This is a genomic window from Streptomyces sp. NPDC001443 (assembly GCF_053597355.1).
The window spans coordinates 12,502-31,791 of record NZ_JBSFIA010000045.1 but is presented as its reverse complement, the minus strand read 5'-3'; the positions used below and the strand labels follow the sequence as shown (position 1 = coordinate 31,791).

The following is a 19,290-nucleotide window of genomic DNA, read 5'->3' as shown; positions in this document are numbered from 1 at the left end:
TGGAGGCGGCAAGGCCGGCAGGAAGGTGACGCAGCTGTCGCGCAAGACGTACGAGAAGGAACTGCTCCGCCTGCAGACCGAATTGGTGAAGCTGCAGGAGTGGGTGCGGGCGCCGGGCACCCGGCTGGTGGTCGTCTTCGAGGGGCGGAACAACCGGGCCGGGGTCGAGCAGGTGACGGGCTTCTGTACCCAGGAGGAGTACCGGCTCTTCCTGCGACAGTGCCCGATCTTCGAGCAGATGCTGGTCGCGGCCGGCGTCAGCTTGCGCAAATACTGGTTCTCGGTGAGCGACGCCGAGCAGCAGGAACGCTTCCGGCGCCGCCTTGAGCATCCGCTGCGGCACCGGAAGCTCCCGCCGATGGATCTGGAGTCGCTCACCCGCTGAGAGGCGTACTCCCGGACCGAGGACGAGATGCTGGTGCGCACCGACGTCGCCGAGGCGCCCTGGTACGTCGTCGAGAGCGACGACAAACGCCGGGCGCGGCTGAACACGATCGCTCATCTGCTGGACTCCGTGCCGTACCACGACGTCCCTCCGCCCGTCCTCGAACTGCCGAAGCACACCGAGTCGACCGGCTGCCAGCGCCCGCCGCGGGATCTGCAGACCTCCGTCCCCGACCACGCGGCGAGCCTCCGAGCAGCCGGCCACTTCGCTCACACCTGCTCGGGTACGACCGCGACGGCGCAGGCGGAGTGGTGCAGCACCGCGTGGGCGACGCGCCCCAGCTGGAGTCCGAGGTGCCCGGGATTGCGCCGGGCACCGACCACCAGCAGGTCCGCCTCGTGCGAGGCGTCCATGAGGACCCTGCGGGCGGGACCCTCGACCGTACGCCGGCGCAGGTCCACGTCCGCGGGTGCGTCCTTCAGCGCCTTGTCCAGGACCTCGGTGGCATGCTGCTCGTGCAGACGCGCGGGTTCACCGGCGAGCAGAGGGTGGTCGGTGGTCTCGTGCGCGGGGCACCGCCAGGCCCGTACGGCGTCCAGCGTCGCGTGGCGCAGTTTCGCCTCCTCGACGGCGAAGCGCAGGGCGGCGGAGTCCGCCGCCTTCTCACCGATGCCTACCACGATCCGGCCGCGCGCACCTGCCCGGATCTGGTTGTCGTGGCTGCCGCGCAGCACGATCACCGGGCAGTCCGCGTGGGCGGCGACGGTCAGGCTGACAGATCCGAGCAGCATCTCGACGAAGCCGCTGCGGCCGCGGGTGCCGAGCACCAGCGCGGAGGCAGTGTGTCCCTCGTGGACGAGCGCGTACTCGGGCTCCTCCGGCAGTACGTCGGTGGAGACCGCGACGTCTGGCCGGCGCAGGCGGGCCCGCTGCGCGGCGGTCCGTACGATGTCCTCGGCCATGACCTGCTCGGACGGCTTGCCGAGGCCCTCGGCGAGGGACTCGCCCTCGTACCGCTCCCAGAGGGAGGCGTACACCAGCCGCAGCGGGAGCCCACGCAGGGCGGCCTCGTCGGCCGCCCAGTCGACGGCCCGCAGGCTGGGTTCGGATCCGTCGACGCCGACGACGATCGGGAGGACCATCGTGCTCACCGTCCCGTGCCGAAGTCGAAGACGATCCGGGCCTTGACCTCGCCGTGCAGCACCTCGGCGATGGAGTCGTTGACGGAGGTGAGGGGGCGGGCCTCGTAGATGACCTTGGTGCGGCCGGCCGCGTGCAGTTGGAAAACCTCGGCCAGGTCCTGCCGGGTGCCGACGATCGAGCCGATCACCGAGGTGCCGTTCAGGACGGTGTCGAAGATGGGGACCCGGACCGTGCCGTGCGCGGGCAGGGCCACCATGACGAGCTTGCCGCCGCGCCGCAGGCCGGAGTTGACGGCTTCGAAGGCCGCGTCGTTCACCGCGAGCGCGATGGCGGCGTGGGCGCCGCCGTGCTGCTTGAGCACCTCGCCGACGTTCTCCTTGCGGGCGTCGATGACGATGTCCGCGCCGAGTTCGGCGGCCAGTTGGAGCTTCTCGTCGGTGACGTCGATCGCGGCGACGGTGGCTCCGGCGATCTTCGCGTACTGCACGGCGAGGTGGCCGAGCCCGCCGATGCCGGAGATCGCGACGAGCTGGCCGGGCTTGACGTCAGCGACCTTGAGCGCCTTGTACGTCGTCACGCCCGCGCAGGTCAGCGGGGCGGCCTCCAGGGCGGTGATCCCCTCGGGCACGGGCTGGGCGAAGTCGGCCCAGGCCAGCATCTTCTCGGCGTACCCGCCGTCGCAGCCGTAGCCGGTGTTGATCTGCTGCTCGCACAGCGTCTCCCAGCCGGACAGACAGTGCTCGCACCGCCCGCACGCCTTGCCGAGCCAGGGCACGGCGACCCGCTGCCCCACCGACAGGTGGGTGACGCCCGCGCCGAGCGCCTCCACCAGGCCCACGCCCTCATGTCCGGGAACGAACGGCGGGCTCGGCTTGACCGGCCAGTCGCCGTACGCCGCGTGGATGTCGGTGTGGCACAGCCCGGACGCCTCCACCCGGAGGCGGACCTGGCCGGGGCCGGGCTCCGGGTCGGGGCGCTCCTCGATGACCAGGGGCTCGCCGAACGCTCGTACGACCGCTGCCTTCATGGTTCTTCTCCTCAGGAGTGATCGGGGATCGGGGGGTGGGTCAGCTGTGGGGGACGACGGCGACGGGGGCGACGGAGTGGTGCAGGACGGCATGCGTGACGTGTCCGATGTGGGCCCCGAACGGGCTGCGGCGGATACGCCGGCCCACGACGACGAGGGAGGCCTCGTGGGAGGCTTCCACGACGTGGACGGCCGCGCTGCCGTAGCGGGACTCCTCGACGACGTCCACGTCGGGGTACTTCTGCCGCCAGGGCCGCAGTACCTTGGCCAGCGCCTCGGCGTCGCCGAGAGCCAGTCCTTCGTGCAGCGCGGGGTTGGCGGACGCGCCGTAGGCGTAGTAGGGCGGCGGGTTCCAGCCGTGGACGACCCGCAGGGACGTTTCGCGGACCAGCGCCGCCGCGAAGGCGAACTCGATCAGCGTCTCGTCCGGGTGCTCGACGTCGAGTCCGAGGACCACGGGCAGGAACGGGGTCGCCGCGGAGGGGAGGCCCGCCGGATCCGGCTCGTGCTCGTCGGCGGCCACTTCCAGCGCGCGGACCAGCACGACGGGGCGGTCGGCGTGCGCGACGACGGACAGGCCGATCGAGCCGACCATGAACCCGCCGATGCCGCTGAGGCCTCGCGAGCCCAGAACGAGGAGTTCGGCGCTCTTGGCCGCCTCGGCGAGGACGTCACCGGGGTGTCCTGAAAGCTGCTCCCTGATCACCTCGACGCCGGGGTGGCGCAGGCCGATGCCCGCCGCGGCCTCGCGCGGGATCCGCTCGGTCCAGTGCTGCTGGGCCTCGGCCCCCAGGAGAGGCGCCTGAGCCATCGGCTCCGGGACCGGCTCCCAGACATGGACGATCTTCAGGGGCAGGTCGCGCAGCCCGGCTTCGCGAGCCGCCCATTCTGCGGCGGCCCGGCTCTCACGCGAGCCGTCCAGACCTACGGTGATGACACGGAGCATGATCTCCACCTCCTGGGGCGAGGGATCCGATTACAGGGTCGTCTTCGGGCGGCTCCTCGTGCAGGGGCCACTGGTCCCGGATCGGGGCAGGCCGACCCCCTGCACGGCTCGGCGCGGCGGGCCGGGTGACGGGCCCACCGCGCCGTCGGTACTCAGCGCAGCCAGCTGTGGTCGCGGACGAAGGGCAGCTTGGCCCAGAGCCGGCCCGCGCCCAGGGTGTCGCCGGCGGCGACAGCGGCCAGAACGATCAGGGCGACGGCGTAGATCAGGTGGTAGTCGACGAACGGGTTGGCCGACATGCTCGCCGAGCCGTCGGAGAGGTGCTTGGCGGGCGGCCACTCGGCGATCCACATCAGCGCCATCATCGCGGTGCCGGCGACGGCAGTGATCCGCAGCGCGACGCCGGCGACGAGGGCGAGGCCGATTCCGAGCAGACCGAGCATGAACAGCCAGTTCGCCCAGGGATCGCCAGCCCAGGAGTGGAAGGTGGACTCCATCGGTCCGACGGCGACGGAGCCGAGGAAGCCCTTCGTCGGCGAGCCGCCGTCGATCCAGCCCTTGCCGGAGGGGGTGGCATAGCCGAAGCCGAAGGTCTTGTCGAGGAACGCCCATAGGAAGACGAACCCCGTGAGCAGGCGCAGGGACGCGAAGGTGTAGGCCCGCGCGGTGTGCGTGCCGGTGCCTGCCGACACCGCCGACTCGGATGCGGAGGCGGTTCGGTTCCTGCGCAGCGACGGCAGGTGGAAGCCGGAGCTCCGGTGCGGGTGCTCGTGCACGGCCATGGTCATGGTTCCCTTCGAGGGCGGTCGGGTCGGTGCCTGACACCACTCACTCTGGCCGCCCACGCCGGTTGGCAACGGATGCCGAAGGTCCGCAGACCCAGGGCCTAACGGCCCTGCTCTCAGAGGCCGTTGGGACGGGTACGGCACGCCGGGCACGCGGGCTCTCGCCGTGGCGCTCACGAGCGGTAGATCATGAGGTCAGACGACGGCAGGCGGTACATGTCCCAGGGCTCGGACGAACACGTCCCCCAGTGGCTCCGACTGGTGCCCGGTCTCGTCGCCCTCCTCGGCTACCGGCGTGTGTGGCTCACGGGTGAACTGCTCGCCGGGGTGACCGTGGCCGCGTACCTCGTACCGCAGGTCATGGCCTACGCGAGGGTGGCCGGGCTGCCGCCGGTCGCCGGTCTCTGGGCGGCGATCCTGCCGGCCCTCGCGATGTAAGCCCTGTTCGGTTCCTCGCGGCTGCTGTCGGTCGGCCCCGAGTCCACACGACCGCCCTCATCACGGCCACCGTGGTCGCGCCGCTCGCCGCCGAGGACTCCGGACGCTACGCGTCACCGACGGCTGCCCTCGCGGTCACCGTCGGACTGCTCTGCCTGGTCGCCCGCGCGGTACGGCTGGGCTTCCTCGCGGCCCTGCTGTCCCGTCCTGATCGGCTATCTCGCGGACGTGGAGCTCATCATGATGGCGGACCAGCTGCCCAAGCTCACCGGGGCACCGCCGACCGGCTCGGAGTTCTTCCCCCAACTGTGGTTCTTCGGCACCCATCTGACGGACGCGCACCTGGTCACCGTCGTGTTCTCCATGGTCACACTGGTGTTCTTCCTCCTGATGGCCCGGTACGTCCGAGCCGTGCCCGGTCCGCTGGTGACGGTCGTCCTGGACACTGCCGCCATCGTGGTCTTCGACCTCGACGGGCAGGTGAGCAGCAGCGCCAGCCGCACCGCCCTCGCGTCCTCGGCGGGCGCCCGCAGCCAGGCGTACTCCCTGGTGGCGGGGGCGGTGGTCCTGGCGGTGCTGCTGTTCCTCAGCCCGTTGCTGACGCGCACGCCGTCCGCCGTGCTCGGCGCGCTTGTCGTCTACGCCGCGGTCCGCATGATCGACCTCGCCGGCTTCCGCCGACTGACGTCCTTCCGCCGCCGGGAACTGCTTCTGGCGCTCGGCTGCCTCACCGGGGTGCTCACTCTGGACATCCTCTACGGCGTGATCGTGGCCGTCGGCCTGTCGGTGGCCGAGCTGCCGACCCGGGTGGCGCGTCCGCACGACGCCGTGGAGGGGCTGGTCCCCGATGTGGCCCGCATGCACGACGTCGACGACTACCCACAGGCCCGGACCATCCCCGGCCTGCTCGTCCACCGCTACGACTCCCCGCTGTTCTTCGCCGACGCGGAGGACTTCCGGCGTCGCGCCCTGGCCACCGTCGACGAACAGAGCGACCCGGTCCGCTGATTCGTCCTCGACACCGAAGCCAACGTCGAGGTCGACATCACCGTCCTCGACGCGGTCGACGAACTGCGCCGCGAACTGACCTACCGAGGCGTCGTGTTCGCCCTCGCCCGTGTGAAGCAGGACCTGCTGGACGACCTAAAGGCGTACGGCCTGGTGGACTCGGTGGGCACGGAACGGATCTTCCCGACGCTGCCGACGGCCGTGACGGCGTACCGCGCGTGGCTCGGCGGTCAGTAGGCGGGCACTCCGTGTTCCCGGAAGCGTGCGCGGACGCTCGCGGTCAGAGCCGGGTCGGGGACTGGGGTGTCGCGCAGCGGGAAAGGAATGCCGAGGGCCTCATACTTGGAGGCGCCGAGCTTGTGGAAGGGCAGGACGTCGACGCGCTCGACCGTGCCGAGCCCCGCGACGAAGCCGGCCAGGGCATCCACCGACCGCGGATCGTCGGTCCAGCCGGGGACCAGCACATAGCGGATCCGCATCGGGACGCCGAGGCGGTCGAGGCGGGTCGCGAAGCTGAGGGTGGGGGCGAGGCGGCCGCCGGTCAGTTTCCGGTAGGTGCCGATGTCGAAGGACTTGATGTCCAGCAGGACCAGGTCCGTGTCGGCGAGGAGTTGGTCGGTGGCACGCGCGCCGAGGAAGCCGGAGGTGTCGAGGGCCGTGTGCAGTCCGGCCTCCTTGCAGCGGCGCAACACCTCACCGGTGAAGGCCGACTGGAGCAGCGGCTCTCCCCCGGTGATCGTCACCCCTCCCCCAGCCGTGGTGACGAAGGCCCGGTACTTCTCGATCTCCGCCATCACCTCGTCCACCGTCGTCTCCCGGCCGTCGCGCATGTGCCACGTGTCGGGGTTGGCGCAGTACAGGCAGCGCAGGGGGCAGCCGCTGGTGAAGAGGACGAACCGGGTCCCGGGACCGTCCACGCCGGTGGACAGGTCCCAGGAGTGGATCCGGCCGGTCGCCACGGTCGTCACAGCGATCCGTGGAAGGTACGGCTGATCACGTCGAGCTGCTGCTCGCGGGTCAGACGAACGAAGTTCACGGCATACCCCGAGACCCGGATGGTCAGCTCCGGGTACTTCTCCGGGTGCTCCATCGCGTCCTCGAGGGTGGCCCGGTCGAGGACATTCACGTTCATGTGAAAGCCGCCGGCGGCCATGTAGGCGTCGAGGATGCCCACCAGGTGCCCCGCGCGCTCCTGGGGGGCGTGCCCCAGTCCCTCCGGGGTGATGGTCGTGGTCAGCGAGATGCCGTCGCGGGCCTGCCCGTACGGCAGTTTGGCGACCGAGAGCGCGGAGGCGGCCACACCGTGGCGGTCACGGCCGTTCATCGGGTTGGCGCCCGGGGCGAAGGGCTGTCCGGCCCGGCGCCCGTCGGGGGTGTTGCCGGTGTGCTTGCCGTAGACGACGTTCGAGGTGATGGTCAGCACCGACTGCGTGTGTTCGGCGTCCCGGTAGGCGGGGTGCCGGCGGACCTTGGCCATGAAGGACTCCACCAGTCCGACGGCGATGCTGTCGGCACGGTCGTCGTTGTTGCCGTACGCCGGGAACTCGCCCTCGGCGAGGAAGTCGACGGCCAGCCCGGTCGCGTCCCTGAAGACCTTCACCCTGGCGTGCTTCACCGCGGACAGGCTGTCCGCCGCGACGGACAGTCCCGCTATGCCGCAGGCCATGAAGCGGTGGACGGGGTGGTCGTGCAGCGCCATCTCGATGCGCTCGTAGGCGTACTTGTCGTGCATGTAGTGGATGACGTTGAGCGTGTTGACGTACGTCTCCGCGAGCCAGTCCAGGACGCGGTCGTAGGCCGCCGACAGTTCCTCGTAGTCCAGGTACTCGCCCGTCAGCGGGGGCATCGCGGGGGTGACCTGGTCGCCGGTCATCTCGTCCCGGCCGCCGTTGACGGCGTACAGCAGCGCCTTGGCCAGATTGACGCGGGCGCCGAAGAACTGCATCTCCTTGCCCACCGCCATGGCGGAGACGCAGCAGGCGATCGCGGTGTCGTCGCCGTTGCGGGGCCGCAGCAGTTCGTCGGACTCGTACTGGACGGCGCTGGTGTCGATGGACACCTGGGCGCAGAACTCCTTGAAGCCGGCGGGCAGCCGGGGCGACCACAGCACGGTCAGGTTGGGTTCGGGGGCGGGGCCGAGGTTGTAGAGGGTCTGCAGGAAGCGGAAGGAGGTGCGGGTGACCAGGGGGCGGCCGTCATTACCGATGCCGCCGATCGACTCGGTGACCCACGTGGGGTCGCCGGAGAACAGGGCGTCGTACTCGGGCGTCCGTAGGAACCGGACGATCCGCAGCTTGATCACGAAGTCGTCGATCAGCTCCTGGGCGCGGGACTCGTCGATGATCCCTTCGTCCAGGTCCCGCTGGAGGTAGACGTCGAGGAAGGTCGAGGTGCGTCCCAACGACATCGCGGCGCCGTTCTGCTCCTTCACCGCGGCGAGGTAGCCGAGGTAGAGCCACTGCACCGCCTCGTGCGCGGTGGCCGCGGGGCGTGAGACGTCGAAGCCGTAGGTCGCCGCCATGCGGGTCAGCTCCCCCAGGGCCTTGATCTGCTCGGCGAGTTCCTCACGGTCGCGGATGACGTGCTCGGTGGACGGCTCGGCGTCCAGCCGGGCCCGCTCGGCACGCTTGGCCGCGATCAGCCGGTCGGTGCCGTACAGGGCGACGCGACGGTAGTCGCCGATGATCCGGCCGCGACCGTAGGCGTCGGGCAGCCCCGTGATGATGCCGACCTTGCGAGCGGTCCGCATCTCGGGCGTGTACGCGTCGAAGACACCGTCGTTGTGGGTCTTGCGGTAGGTCCCGAAGACCTTCGTCACAAACGGGTCGGCCTCGTAGCCGTACGCCTTCAGGCTGTTCTCCACCATGCGCAGACCGCCGTTCGGCATGATCGCGCGCTTGAGCGGGGCGTCGGTCTGGAGGCCGACGATCAGTTCCCGGTCACGGTCGATGAAGCCGGGGGCGTGCGAGGTGATCGTCGACGGCGTCACGGTGTCCACGTCGAGGATCCCGCGCGACCGCTCCTCGGGGTACAGCGAGCTGACCTTGTCCCAGACGGTGCGGGTGCGGTCCGTGGCGTCGGCCAGGAAGGACGCGTCACCGTCGTACGGGGTGTAGTTGGCCTGGATGAAGTCGCGCACGTCGATCAGCTCGCGCCAGCGGGTTCCGGCGAAGCCTCGCCAGGCCGCGGTGACCTGGTCGCCGACTGTCACGGTTGCGGTCATCGCCGTTCCTCTCCTCGGTTCGTGTCCTGCACTTCGATGCTTGTCGTTCGTGATCGTCACGGGGAGGTGCCGGACAGCGCCCACGGGCGGGCCGTCCGGCCCCGGCGCTGGGGCCGTCCGGCCCCGGCGCTGCCCACTCCCGCCCGTCAGCCGGCCGCGAGTTCAGGGCGGATCAGGGTGCCCGAGCGGCCGTGCACGATCTCGTACGCCGCGTCCAGCGCCCCGATGGCTGCGAGCCCTCCGGTCCGCTCGACGAACCGGGCGGCGGCTTCGGCCTTCGGCCCCATGGAGCCCTCGGGAAAGGCCTTGCGGCGCAGTTCGGCGGGGGTGGCGTCGAGGACGGGCTGCTGAGCGGGGGTCCCATAGTCCTCGTACACGCACGGGACGTCGGTGAGGATGAGCAGGAAGTCGGCCTTCAGATCTTCGGCGAGCAGAGCTGCCGTGAGGTCCTTGTCGACGACGGCCTCGACGCCGGTCAGCGCGCCGGTGTCGTTGTCCGCCGTGACGGGGACGCCTCCGCCTCCCGCGTAGATCACGAGGGTGCCGCTGTTCAGCAGCTCGTGGACGGTGTCGGTCTCCAGGATGCGCTCCGGCACCGGGGAGGGGACGACGCGGCGCCAGCCGGTGGTGTCCTGCGCGATGTGCCAGCCGCGCTTGCGGGCGAGGGCGCCGGCCGCCTCCCGCGGGTGGACCTGGCCGACGAACTTGGTGGGCCAGCCGAACGCCGGGTCGTCGGCCCGTACCAGGGTGTGGGTGACGAGGGTGGCGATGTGGCGGCCGGGCAGGGCGTCGTGCAGCGTGCAGGCCAGCAGGGAGCCGATCATGCCCTGGGTCTGCGCGCCAAGCAGATGAAGAGGGTAGGGGGCGCTGAGGGCCGGGTCGCTCGAACTCTCCACGGCGGGCAGGCCGATCTGCGGGCCGTTGCCATGCGTGAGGACGATCTCGTGCTCATGGGCCAGAGCGGCCAGCGCGGTGGCGACCCGGTCGATGTTTGCTTGCTGGACGGCGGCGTCGGGGCGTTCGCCGCGATGGAGCAGGGCGTTGCCGCCGAGAGCGACGACGATGCGCATGGCTTCAGTCCTCCAGGGTGGCGACGAGTACGGCCTTGATGGTGTGCAGCCGGTTCTCGGCCTGGTCGAAGACGATCGACGCGGGCGAGGAGAAGACGTCGTCGGCGACTTCGAGTCCGTTCAGGCCATAGCGGTCGAAGAGGTCGTCTCCGAGACGGGTGCGGCGGTCGTGCAGGGCCGGCAGGCAGTGCATGAACTTCACGTCCGGGTTGCCGGTGGCGACGAGCGTCTTGCCGTTGACCTGGTACGGCAGCAGCAGTTCGATCCGCTCCCGCCAGGTGTCGGCGGGCTCGCCCATGGACACCCAGACGTCGGTGTGCAGGAAGTCGGCGCCGCGTACGGCGGTCTCGGCGTCCTCGGTGAGGAGGATTCGGGCACCGCTACGCTCGGCCACCTCCCGGCACTTGGTGACCAGCGCGGGGTCGGGCCACAGCGGGGCAGGGGCGGCGATGCGCACGTCCATGCCGAGGAGCGCACCCATGGACAGCAGCGAGTTGCCCATGTTGTTGCGCGCGTCGCCGAGGTAGCAGTAGGCGATGTCGGGCACGGGCTTGAGACTGTGCTCGTGCATGGTGAGCACGTCGCACAGGCTCTGAGTGGGGTGCGCTGTGTCGGTGAGCCCGTTGTATACGGGAACGCCGGAATGGGTGGCGAGGGCGGCGACGAGGGACTGGGCGGAGCCGCGGTACTCGATGGCGTCGAACATGCGGCCCAGCACGCGGGCGGTGTCGGCGATGGACTCCTTGACGCCGATGTGGGTGTCGCCGGGGCCCAGGTAGGTGGTGGCGGCACCCTGGTCGGCGGCTGCGACCTCGAAGGCACAGCGGGTGCGGGTGGAGGTCTTCTCGAAGATCAGCGCGAGGTTCCGGCCGGTCAGCCGGGGCTGCTCGGTGTCGGCTCGCTTGGCGGCCTTCAGGGTGGCGGCGAGGTCGAGGAGGTGGTGGATCTCGGCTGCGCTGAAGTCGAGTTCACTCAGGTAGGAGCGGCCGCGCAGGTCGATGGTCATGGTGGTTCCCCTGGGGGTTCAGGCGGCCGGGTCGCGTTCGATGGGGCAGCGCGGGCCGCCGCGGCCGCGGCCGAGTTCGGCGCCGGCGATGGTGACGATCTCGATGCCCTGCTTGCGCAGGTAGGTGTTGGTGGCGACGTTGCGCTCGTAGCCGACGATCACGCCGGGGGCGAGGGCGAGGAAGTTGCTGCCGTCGTCCCACTGTTCGCGCTCGGCGTTGCGGATGTCCTGCGGGGCGGAGAGCATCCGGACCTTGTCGAGGTCGAGGGACTCGGCCAGGGCAGTAGCGAGGTCGGAGTTAGTGGCGACGTCGAAGCCGCACTCGCGGGTGCCGCTGGGCGTGAGTGTCCAGGAGCGCAGGGAGTCGGCCAGGCCCGGGTAGATGACGAAGGTGTCGCGGTCGATCATCGTCAGCACGGTGTCGAGGTGCATGTAGGCCCGGGCAGCAGGGAGGTGGACGGCGATCAGCCGCCGTGCCGTGCCCTCGGCGAACAGCCGGGCCTTAGATTCAACCGGTCAAGGCAACACTCTCGGCTGGTGTGCGGAATCCCAGACACTTGCGCGGACGGTTGTTGAGCTTCGCCGCGATGGCGTCAAGGTCGTCCTGGCTGAACGTCGACAGGTTCGTGCCTTTGGGCAGGTACTGCCGGAGCAGCTTGTTGGTGTTCTCGTTGGTGCCACGTTGCCAGGGGCTGCGCGGGGCTGCGAAGAACACGTCGACACCGGTGTCATCGGTGAACCGCTTGTGAGCTGCCAGTTCCATGCCGCGATCCCAGGTCAGCGTGCTGCGCAGTCGAGGATCCATGCGTTCGTAGGTCTGGGTCAGAGCGGGAACGACCACGGTGGTGTGGCGGCTGGCGAGTTTCACGACCGTGAGGAACCGTGACTTCCGGTCGACCAGCGTGGCGACCTGGCTGTTGTTCGAGCCGATCACCAGATCGCCTTCCAGATGCCCGAACTCGCTGCGGTCTCCCGCCGCCTGGGGCCGCTCCTCGATCGGTCGGGCATCGATGATCTGTGAGCGCCACTGTCTCTTCACCGTGTGGCGCTTGTTCTTCCGGATCGGGCGGCCGGTTCGCAGGCGCTTGCACAGCTCGCGGGGGACCACCTTCCAGCGGGTGGTGTAGACCGATCGGTAGATCGTCTCGTGGCTGATCTCCATCGCCGGGTCGCCACCGTGGTACAGACGCAGGTGGCCGACGATCTGTTCCGGCGACCACTCCTCCTTCAGCAGGGTCAGCACCGTCTGCCTCAACGCGGGCCTGCGGGCGAGCAGGCACTGCTTCGGGCGCCGGGCGCGGTCAAGTGCCCGTTCCTGCGCGGCGATCGCCCGGTAAACATCGCGTCCGCCGTTGTTGCTGACTTCACGGCTGATCGTCGACACCGCACGCCCCAGGAGGCCGGCGATGGCCCGGTAGGACTCTCCGGCACAAAGCCCGCGCGAGATCTCCTCCCGCTCGCCCATGGTCAAGCTTCCGGCGCGCGCTTTGCGGGGTTCGGGAGCGATCCCTCCGTAATGCTTGAGGACGGTGAACACCGAGCCGGGCGGCTTGCCGATCTGCCTTGAGATGACGCTGATCGACTCCCCGGCCCTCCACCGCCGCCACAAGTCGGCCTTCATCTCGTCCGACATCCCCGGCCGACCCATTCTCGCCACGTAAATCGTCCTCAACCAGCACTGTTGCTCTGACCGGTTGAATCTAAGGCGTCTTTCTTCGCGGCCGAGCTCGACCGGCCACACACACGCTCGTAGCGTTCATCGACGAGCACAAGGACCGCTTCGGCGGCGTCGAGCCGATCTGCCGGGTCCTTACCGACCACGACTGCAAGATCGCCCCGTCCACCTACTACGCCCACCACAAACGCCAGGCCGCACCCGCTGCCCGCACCGTCCGCGATGCCGAACTGAAAACCCTCATCGCAGAGGCGTACGAGGCCAACTACCGTGTCTACGGCGCCCGGAAGATCTGGCGGCACCTGAACCGCCAGGATGTCGCGGTGGCTCGCTGCACCGTCGAGCGCCTCATGCGTGAACTCGGCATCAGCGGAGCGGTCCGCGGCAAGAAGGTGATCACTACCATCACCGACGCGAGCGCGGAGCGGGCCCCGGACCTCGTGGACCGCGACTTCGTCGCCCCCGCCCCGAACCGCTGCTGGGTCGCCGACTTCACTCACGTCGCCACGTTCGCCGGCGTCGTCTACGTCGCCTTCGTCGTGGACACCTTCTCCCGCCGCATCGTCGGCTGGTCAGCAGCCACCTCGAAGGAGACACGGCTCGTCCTGGACGCCCTCGAGATGGCCTTGCGGCAACGCGACCGAGACCAACACCCCTACCAGAAAGGCGAGTTGATACATCATTCCGATGCCGGGTCGCAGTACACATCGTTCGCGCTCGCCGAGCACCTCGACCGGGCAGGCATCGCCGCGTCGATCGGATCGGTCGGCGACGCCTATGACAATGCCCTGATGGAGTCCACGATCGGCCTGTTCAAGACCGAGTTGATCAAGCCCCGTCGGCCCTGGAAGACACTCTCCGAGGTCGAGTTGGCCACCGCTGAGTGGATCGACTGGTACTGCCACCGCCGACTGCACGGTGAGATCGGGCACATCCCGCCCACCGAATACGAGACCAATTACTACCGATCAACCACGAAACCCCAGGTCACAGTCACAACCTAGAGTCTCGATCAAACCCGGAACGATTCAATCTGACCGACCGAACGGTCACCGTGCCGGCACAACTCGACGATCTCGGCCTTGAACTCCGGCGTGAACGATCGGCGAGGGCGAGGCTTCTTCTTCCCCATGCTCTCCATGATGGACATCCTCCCGGGGCAGAACACCTGATCTCGGATGTACATCAAAGCGGATCAAGCCCAACTACACACTCACCGGCGAGGACCGACGGACGAAACTCAGGGCGTTCGTCGAGGTCGACCGGACGACCATGAGCAGCGAACGCCTCGCAGCGAAACTGATCGAATATGCACGACTGTGGTCCTACGAACCGCAACAGGTGGGACGGCAGCGCACACGGCAGCCGGTCGCTCCCGGCGCCGCCTGGCTGCGCTGGCACCCCGTCTTCCCCCGCATCCTGTCCGTGCTCACCGGAGCCACCCGGTACGTCCTGCACAACCGGATCAGCGACCTGCAAGCCATGGCCGCCCAGCACCCCCACGTGGCCACACTCGCACGACAGGTACCGCTCGGCGCGGCAACCCTCGACGACCTCGAACACCAAGGACCCACCGGCGACGTCTGGACGCCTCTGACCGGCGGCAGTCCGAAACCATGGACCGAACTGTGACACAGGCCAAAACGACACTCACGCACCAGACGGACGGGCCGGCAGTACCCACACGACACGGGCCCCGGTCCATGCGGCATGCATGCCGATAAGCCGTCAAACTCTCCGTGGCCCGCCCGCTCCACACCCCCGAAGGCCGCCTCCTTAAATGCCCCATGAGCCCCACAGCGGTCTGTCGCCTCGCGAGTGTCGGGCTCGTATCCATATAGTCACTCTATGTCATGTCTCATATCAGCCAATTGGGGTTCATCTTCCACCTCTTCCCCAAGGGTGCTGCCACACTCTGTGACTGCGGCGGACGGCCTGCCGTTGGAAAAGGACCTCGGGGGTGTTACGTGGCGGGTCGTTCTGGCCAGTACTACCGGGCGGGTCACTGGGTGAACCGGTCGGACGGCAAGGGGACACGGGCGAAGAAGTCCGGAACGGGAGTCGTGGTCGTGGGACTGCTGGTCGTAGGGGCCTGGATGGGGTTCTTCTCCCCCGACTCCAGCAACGACCAGCCGGCGCCCGTCTCGCCAGTCTCGTCGCCCTCCGGGCACTGACCTTTTGGCGTCCTGCTCCGCACCGAGGCGGGATGCCTTGTCGTCTATGTTCCGCGGTACCGTCTGGGGCCATCTTCGCGTCCTGCCAGACGGTCCCAGAAAGAGAGCCTTCGTGGCGGCTCGGCAGCCGACGCGGGCGGCTCAGGCAGTGCCGGTTCCTGCTCCTGGACGCGCAGGCGTTGCCAGGCGCTATGCCACACGTCGAGCTGGTCGGGGGTGAGTCCGCAGGCGGCGAGGTAGCGGCCGGTGGTCTTCCAGGTCGCGGGCAACGTCGTTGCGTTGAGCAACCGGCTGACCGTCTTGGGTGCCAGCGGCGGGTCGGCGCGCCGGCTGATGGCTTGGATGGTCAGACCGGTGTGCGCTCTCGTCTCGGCAAGTGCCTCAAGAAAGGCGAGCGGAGTGTGGCAGTCGCCCGGGTCGGGCCAGTTCGTCTCGGCCGGGCGAGCGGGGGCGGTAGCTGGACGGTAGGCCTGATTGGCGGCCAGGACGAGCCGGCCGACAGTGTTGCGGTCGCGCTTTTGCGGCGTGGGCCGCCCCTTCGCGGCAAGTTCGCTGCGAAGGTGGTGGTAGACAGTGTTGAGGTCCAGTTCGCGCGACCGGCCAGGGATGCCGTGCTGCAGGGTGCTGAGCAGTTCGCCGGTGAAGGCGGTATGGGTCTCTCCCGGCGGTGCGAGGGCCCGTCCGTTCTCAGGAGCGGCGGCCAACAGGTAGCTGCCGTCGATCTCCGCCTGGTCGGCCAGCAGGTCTTCGCCGCCCATCATCCCCAGGGCCCGCCCACTCATGCAGCAGTCGAGGATGACGACGAAGCGTCGAGCAGCGCAGTCCGTGATGATCTCGCGCAGCGCTTGGTAGGTGACGCCGGTGTAGCTGCGACCTTGGACGGAGCGGGGCAGGCCGAAGAAGAGTTCGCCGCGGCCGTCGAGGAGGCCGTGGCCTGCGAAGTACACCAGCAGCGTGTCGCTGGTGGCCTCAGCCGCCTCTTTGACCGGGTCCAACATGTCGCGGGGCGTGTCCGGCTCGGCGACCACGGTGCAGTGTCCGGCAGGCAGGTTCCACGAGATGGGGCCGGTCAACGCCCGGGCAAGGGCAGGCAGGTTGTTCGCTACGGCGGGCAGCGACTCCAGCACCGTGTAACGGCTGACCCCGATCAGAACGGCCCGCGATGCGGCCGGGTCGGGCAGCGCTCTCACGGCCGCGGCCCCTGCCCCGCTTCCGGCCCGTCCGACTCCCCCGCGCCGCTCCGGCCCTCCAACACGGCAAGGACATGGCGCAGTTCGGTCTCCGTCCCGTCGCTGATGCTGATCTCGGTGTCCCCTCGCCGGATCGTGATCTGCGGCGCACGCGGGCGGGTCTGACGCCACGCGGCAACGGACAGCACGAACGAAGCGGCGCTCCAGCCGTTGCCAGTCACCAGCTGCAGAACATCGAGGACGCCACCCATCGATCCGGGCTGCGCCGACCTCTCCCGCAGCGTGAGCGCAGCCGCCCTGCGCACCGCCGGCTCCTGCCCCAACCAGTCGTACAACAAGCGCAGTTCACCCTCAGAGCGCTTCTCGTCGATATACACATCAACGCGCACCGCATCCCCCTTCGACAGCGTCCATACCCCCACCCGATGCCCGCACCCGGCCATCCTGCCCTGCTTAGGAACCCATCACCCCTTCCCAACCTGCCACCCCCGCGCAGGCGACCGACAAGGCAGCGACGAGGGATGTCGATGAGGATTCCAGCCTGGTCGGGGGCGGCGTTGTCGCATCGTGACCGTGGTCGCTTCTTCGTGGTCGGTCCTCTGGTCGGGGCCGGCTGCTGCCGTGGTTCGTACGCGCGGCGCCGGACAGAACGGTGCCGCTCTCGTACGGACAAAGGGGCGTGACCAGTCGACCATGACGATGACGAACGTGAACGCGGGAGTCGGGGACCGGCTGGCGTTGGCCGTGCTGGTCCAGTACCGGATGGCCACGACCGAGCAGATGCATCTGGCGATCGCACCACAGGTGCGGATCGAGCAGACCAGGCGCCGACTGGCCAAGCTGCGCGACGAGGGTCTGCTCGAGCGGATCACTCTGCCGCAGGCCGGGCGACTGAGGGTATGGTTTCCCACCCAGTACGGGGCGCAGATCGCCTCCGAATGGCCGGAGCTGCGCGGGCGGCCGCCGAGGCCCGTGCTCGACCGGACCGCCGCGCGGCTACGGGTCGGACACGCGCTGACGGTGACCGAGACCGGGCTCGCGTTCCTGAAGGACGCCCGCCGCCGCAGGGACGTATGCCAGCCGCTGGACTGGATACCGGAGGCCCACCGCCCCGTCGGGGGCGAAGAGACCGTCATCCCCGACGCGTTGATGTACTACCAGCGCGGCCCCGCCGACGGCGACGGGGACGCGGGCGCGATGCTGCAGGCGTTCGTGGAGATCGACCGAGCCGCCACGGGCCCGGAGCGCCTCGCCACCAAACTCGCCACCTACGCCCGCCTGCACACCGACACGCCCCAGCCGGCCAGCCGGCGACCGGACTTCCACCAGGAACGGCATGAGGCGTGGCGGCGCACCTACCCCTTCTTCCCCCGGCTGTTGTTCGTCCTGGACACCACCGGCTCCACCAGCATCGAGACCCGCATCACCGCCCTGCACACAGCCACCGGGGAACCCTCTGTCGCGGCGTTCCTGCGACAGGTTCCGGCCATGGCAGCCCCGCTGGCCGACCTGCTGCGCGACGGGCCCTCAGCACCCGTATGGCGGCCCCTGCGCGACCCCGACCGCACAGTCGGCTGGATGCACTCCGCGCATCTGTGACCGTGGGCCGCACAGACCAGCGCAGCGTCCCGACCACGATTGCGCACGCCCCGACCACGAGTCGGACCATGCAGGCCAGACGCTGCGTAGCCGAATCGCGTACCGAATGCGCAGCCACCGCCCCTTCGTGCGCACCCGACTGCGCACCAAAGGAGTGAGGGGCCTGCATGCGCGACACCGTCCGCACCGTCGCCGGCGTGCACTCTCCGCAGCACGTCTGCGCAGCAGCCCGACCAAGGGTGTCGTCCGCCGCCGCCCGGACCCCGACCGTGAGCCCGACCACCCAGGTCACAGAGCTGCGCGAGGGACTGCGCACCGATTGCGCATCTATCGCGCACGACCAGGTCCAGGTCCCTCTACGCGAAGTGCAAGTCGTCAACTGACCAGCGCCGGTGTGCAGACCGGTGCAGTGGCCGAGACTGTCCGCCGCTCACCGCCCCCTCAGGCTCCGGTGGTCGGCCGTTTCGTAGGGACGCCAGCGCGGGCCGGCCGGGTGGGGCTCAGCAGTCGTAGCGGTGGGTGAATGGGGTGTCGGGGCAGATGCGGCAGACGAAGAAGTACATACCGCCGAGGTCGCCCAGGTCCATGGTGTGCCCGAACGTGTCGAGGGCAGCGGGGTCGGCCTCGGCCTGCCAGGAGGGGGTCGAGGCTTTGTCCTGGCGGGGATCCTGGTCGTCCAGGGGGAGCCACCGGCCGCCACCCGGTTCGGTCGCGGTGATGCTGAGCAGGTGTTCCATACGGGTGCCGCAGCCCGCGCAGTCGGGCCAGTCCGGCTTTTGGGTCCACCCCGGGTAGCCGCCGACCTTGCTCTGCTGCGTGGTGGCCACCTCGAAGTAGTCAAAGCCCTGTTCCCTCTGCAGTGCCTCGAACCGCTCGCCGAGCAGGTCGCCGAGTCCCTCCGGCAGATCCCAGTTCGGGTACTCCACGGCCGGGGTCGGGGACACGGTGCACGGGCGCGGCAGGAAGTCCTCCTCCGCGGTGTGCGGGCAGGGCGGCTCTCCGGCGGCGCCGTCGGCGGCCGTCAGCACCGTGCTGCGCCAATAAAGTCGGGGGTTGGCCGCGCACGGGCCGTCCTCGTGCACGAGCGGGCACCACAGGATCTGCAGCAGATCGGTGCCGGCGGGGAAGACTAGGCCGGGCACATCCCGTGCATACAGCTGGACCACCGGAACCATGGCGACCGGCTCGGGGCCGACGGGTGCACTGAGCGGCTTGGAGTGGCCCGGCTCGGCGCACATCGGCCAGGGTTCGTCGGCCGGCCACATCAGCGGCCCACCGATGGAGCTTTCCTCCGGGCCGGGCTGCCCTGCCCGGGGGTAGAGGAGAGTCACCTCGCGGGCAGTGCCGGCCAGCCCCGGAAAGACGGCCTCGACGTCGAAGGGCATCGGCGCGAGCGGGCGGGGCCCGCTCGGCCTGACGCGCCCGATGTCCTGCCGTGCATCCCCTGACGACATGAAGTCTCCCGCTGCTGACGATCTGCCGCCGTCGACCCTAACCCCGCCATCCGACCAACGGCGCATCCCGCCCCTGCCCCCGCCGCACCGCATCCGGCCCTCCGGCAACAGACACTCCGCACAGCGAAAGCGGTGCCTACGAGGCATCCCGTCGCGGACGGACCATG

15 protein-coding genes and 5 pseudogenes are annotated in these 19,290 nt (G+C 69.5%); 7 read left to right on the top strand and 13 right to left on the bottom strand.

Features of this window, described 5'->3' with window-relative positions; genetic code table 11:
- Positions 1–25: 25 nt before the first annotated feature.
- Positions 26–634: pseudogene (locus ACWC24_RS34770) on the top strand (polyphosphate kinase 2); the annotation flags it as partial.
- A 20-nt stretch (positions 635–654) separates the two neighbouring features.
- Here the strand turns inward: ACWC24_RS34770 and ACWC24_RS34765 are convergent.
- The 4 genes from ACWC24_RS34765 to ACWC24_RS34750 form a co-directional block, all read right to left on the bottom strand.
- Entirely contained in the window at positions 655–1,527 is an 873-nt protein-coding gene (locus tag ACWC24_RS34765) for a universal stress protein (protein WP_450666886.1), read from the bottom strand.
- A gap of 5 nt (positions 1,528–1,532) precedes the next feature.
- A complete protein-coding gene (locus ACWC24_RS34760) occupies positions 1,533–2,555 on the bottom strand; it encodes a zinc-dependent alcohol dehydrogenase (protein ID WP_450666885.1) in 1,023 nt (340 codons plus the stop codon).
- A gap of 40 nt (positions 2,556–2,595) precedes the next feature.
- Positions 2,596–3,501: a universal stress protein gene (locus tag ACWC24_RS34755; protein ID WP_450666884.1), complete on the bottom strand. Its 906-nt coding sequence runs from the start codon at positions 3,499–3,501 to the stop codon at positions 2,596–2,598.
- A 152-nt stretch (positions 3,502–3,653) separates the two neighbouring features.
- The gene (locus ACWC24_RS34750; protein ID WP_450666922.1) at positions 3,654–4,283 is read right to left on the bottom strand and encodes a hypothetical protein; all 630 of its coding nucleotides are present in this window, start codon (positions 4,281–4,283) and stop codon (positions 3,654–3,656) included.
- 219 nt (positions 4,284–4,502) lie between these two features.
- Here ACWC24_RS34750 and ACWC24_RS34745 point away from each other — a divergent pair.
- Positions 4,503–5,969 (top strand): annotated as a pseudogene (locus tag ACWC24_RS34745) (SulP family inorganic anion transporter).
- On the opposite strand, the gene pflA reads toward ACWC24_RS34745, so the two are convergent.
- The 6 genes and pseudogenes from pflA to ACWC24_RS34715 form a co-directional block, all read right to left on the bottom strand.
- Entirely contained in the window at positions 5,963–6,706 is a 744-nt protein-coding gene (pflA, locus tag ACWC24_RS34740; protein ID WP_450666921.1) for a pyruvate formate-lyase-activating protein, read from the bottom strand. The pseudogene ACWC24_RS34745 and the gene pflA sit on opposite strands and share 7 nt — an antisense overlap.
- Positions 6,697–8,955: a formate C-acetyltransferase gene (gene pflB / locus ACWC24_RS34735; protein ID WP_450666883.1), complete on the bottom strand. Its 2,259-nt coding sequence runs from the start codon at positions 8,953–8,955 to the stop codon at positions 6,697–6,699. The genes pflA and pflB overlap by 10 nt, the downstream gene beginning before the upstream one ends.
- Positions 8,956–9,101: 146 nt before the next feature.
- Positions 9,102–10,025 carry a carbamate kinase gene (locus ACWC24_RS34730; protein WP_450666882.1) on the bottom strand — a complete coding sequence of 308 codons (924 nt, stop codon included), beginning with the start codon at positions 10,023–10,025 and terminating at the stop codon, positions 9,102–9,104.
- A 4-nt stretch (positions 10,026–10,029) separates the two neighbouring features.
- Complete coding sequence (gene argF / locus ACWC24_RS34725; RefSeq protein ID WP_450666881.1) at positions 10,030–11,031, bottom strand: ornithine carbamoyltransferase; 1,002 nt, start codon at positions 11,029–11,031, stop codon at positions 10,030–10,032.
- A gap of 18 nt (positions 11,032–11,049) precedes the next feature.
- Positions 11,050–11,532 (bottom strand): annotated as a pseudogene (locus tag ACWC24_RS34720) (arginine deiminase family protein); the annotation flags it as partial.
- Positions 11,533–11,539: 7 nt separating this feature from the next.
- Positions 11,540–12,664 carry an IS30 family transposase gene (locus ACWC24_RS34715; protein WP_450666880.1) on the bottom strand — a complete coding sequence of 375 codons (1,125 nt, stop codon included), beginning with the start codon at positions 12,662–12,664 and terminating at the stop codon, positions 11,540–11,542.
- 116 nt (positions 12,665–12,780) lie between these two features.
- Between ACWC24_RS34715 and ACWC24_RS34710 the strand changes: the two are divergent.
- The 3 genes and pseudogenes from ACWC24_RS34710 to ACWC24_RS34700 form a co-directional block, all read left to right on the top strand.
- Positions 12,781–13,710: pseudogene (locus tag ACWC24_RS34710) on the top strand (IS3 family transposase); the annotation flags it as partial.
- Positions 13,711–13,909: 199 nt separating this feature from the next.
- Positions 13,910–14,338 (top strand): annotated as a pseudogene (locus ACWC24_RS34705) (replication-relaxation family protein); the annotation flags it as partial.
- A 335-nt stretch (positions 14,339–14,673) separates the two neighbouring features.
- Complete coding sequence (locus tag ACWC24_RS34700) at positions 14,674–14,880, top strand: hypothetical protein (RefSeq protein ID WP_450666879.1); 207 nt, start codon at positions 14,674–14,676, stop codon at positions 14,878–14,880.
- A gap of 44 nt (positions 14,881–14,924) precedes the next feature.
- On the opposite strand, the gene ACWC24_RS34695 is transcribed toward ACWC24_RS34700, so the two are convergent.
- Both ACWC24_RS34695 and ACWC24_RS34690 read right to left on the bottom strand, forming a co-directional pair.
- On the bottom strand, positions 14,925–16,070 hold the full coding sequence (locus ACWC24_RS34695; protein ID WP_450666878.1) for a caspase family protein: 1,146 nt from the start codon (positions 16,068–16,070) through the stop codon (positions 14,925–14,927).
- The gene (locus tag ACWC24_RS34690; RefSeq protein ID WP_450666877.1) at positions 16,067–16,459 is read right to left on the bottom strand and encodes an effector-associated constant component EACC1; all 393 of its coding nucleotides are present in this window, start codon (positions 16,457–16,459) and stop codon (positions 16,067–16,069) included. Before ACWC24_RS34690 ends, ACWC24_RS34695 begins: the two co-directional genes overlap by 4 nt.
- Before the next feature lie 304 nt (positions 16,460–16,763).
- Here ACWC24_RS34690 and ACWC24_RS34685 point away from each other — a divergent pair, with 304 nt between their 5' ends.
- Together ACWC24_RS34685 and ACWC24_RS34680 are read left to right on the top strand one after the other, a co-directional pair.
- Entirely contained in the window at positions 16,764–17,669 is a 906-nt protein-coding gene (locus ACWC24_RS34685; protein WP_450666876.1) for a replication-relaxation family protein, read from the top strand.
- A gap of 167 nt (positions 17,670–17,836) precedes the next feature.
- Positions 17,837–18,052 (top strand): hypothetical protein, encoded by a 216-nt coding sequence (locus ACWC24_RS34680; protein WP_450666875.1) that lies wholly within the window; start codon positions 17,837–17,839, stop codon positions 18,050–18,052.
- A 117-nt stretch (positions 18,053–18,169) separates the two neighbouring features.
- On the opposite strand, the gene ACWC24_RS34675 is transcribed toward ACWC24_RS34680, so the two are convergent.
- Entirely contained in the window at positions 18,170–19,123 is a 954-nt protein-coding gene (locus tag ACWC24_RS34675; protein ID WP_450666874.1) for a hypothetical protein, read from the bottom strand.
- Between the last annotated feature and the right edge of the window lie 167 nt (positions 19,124–19,290).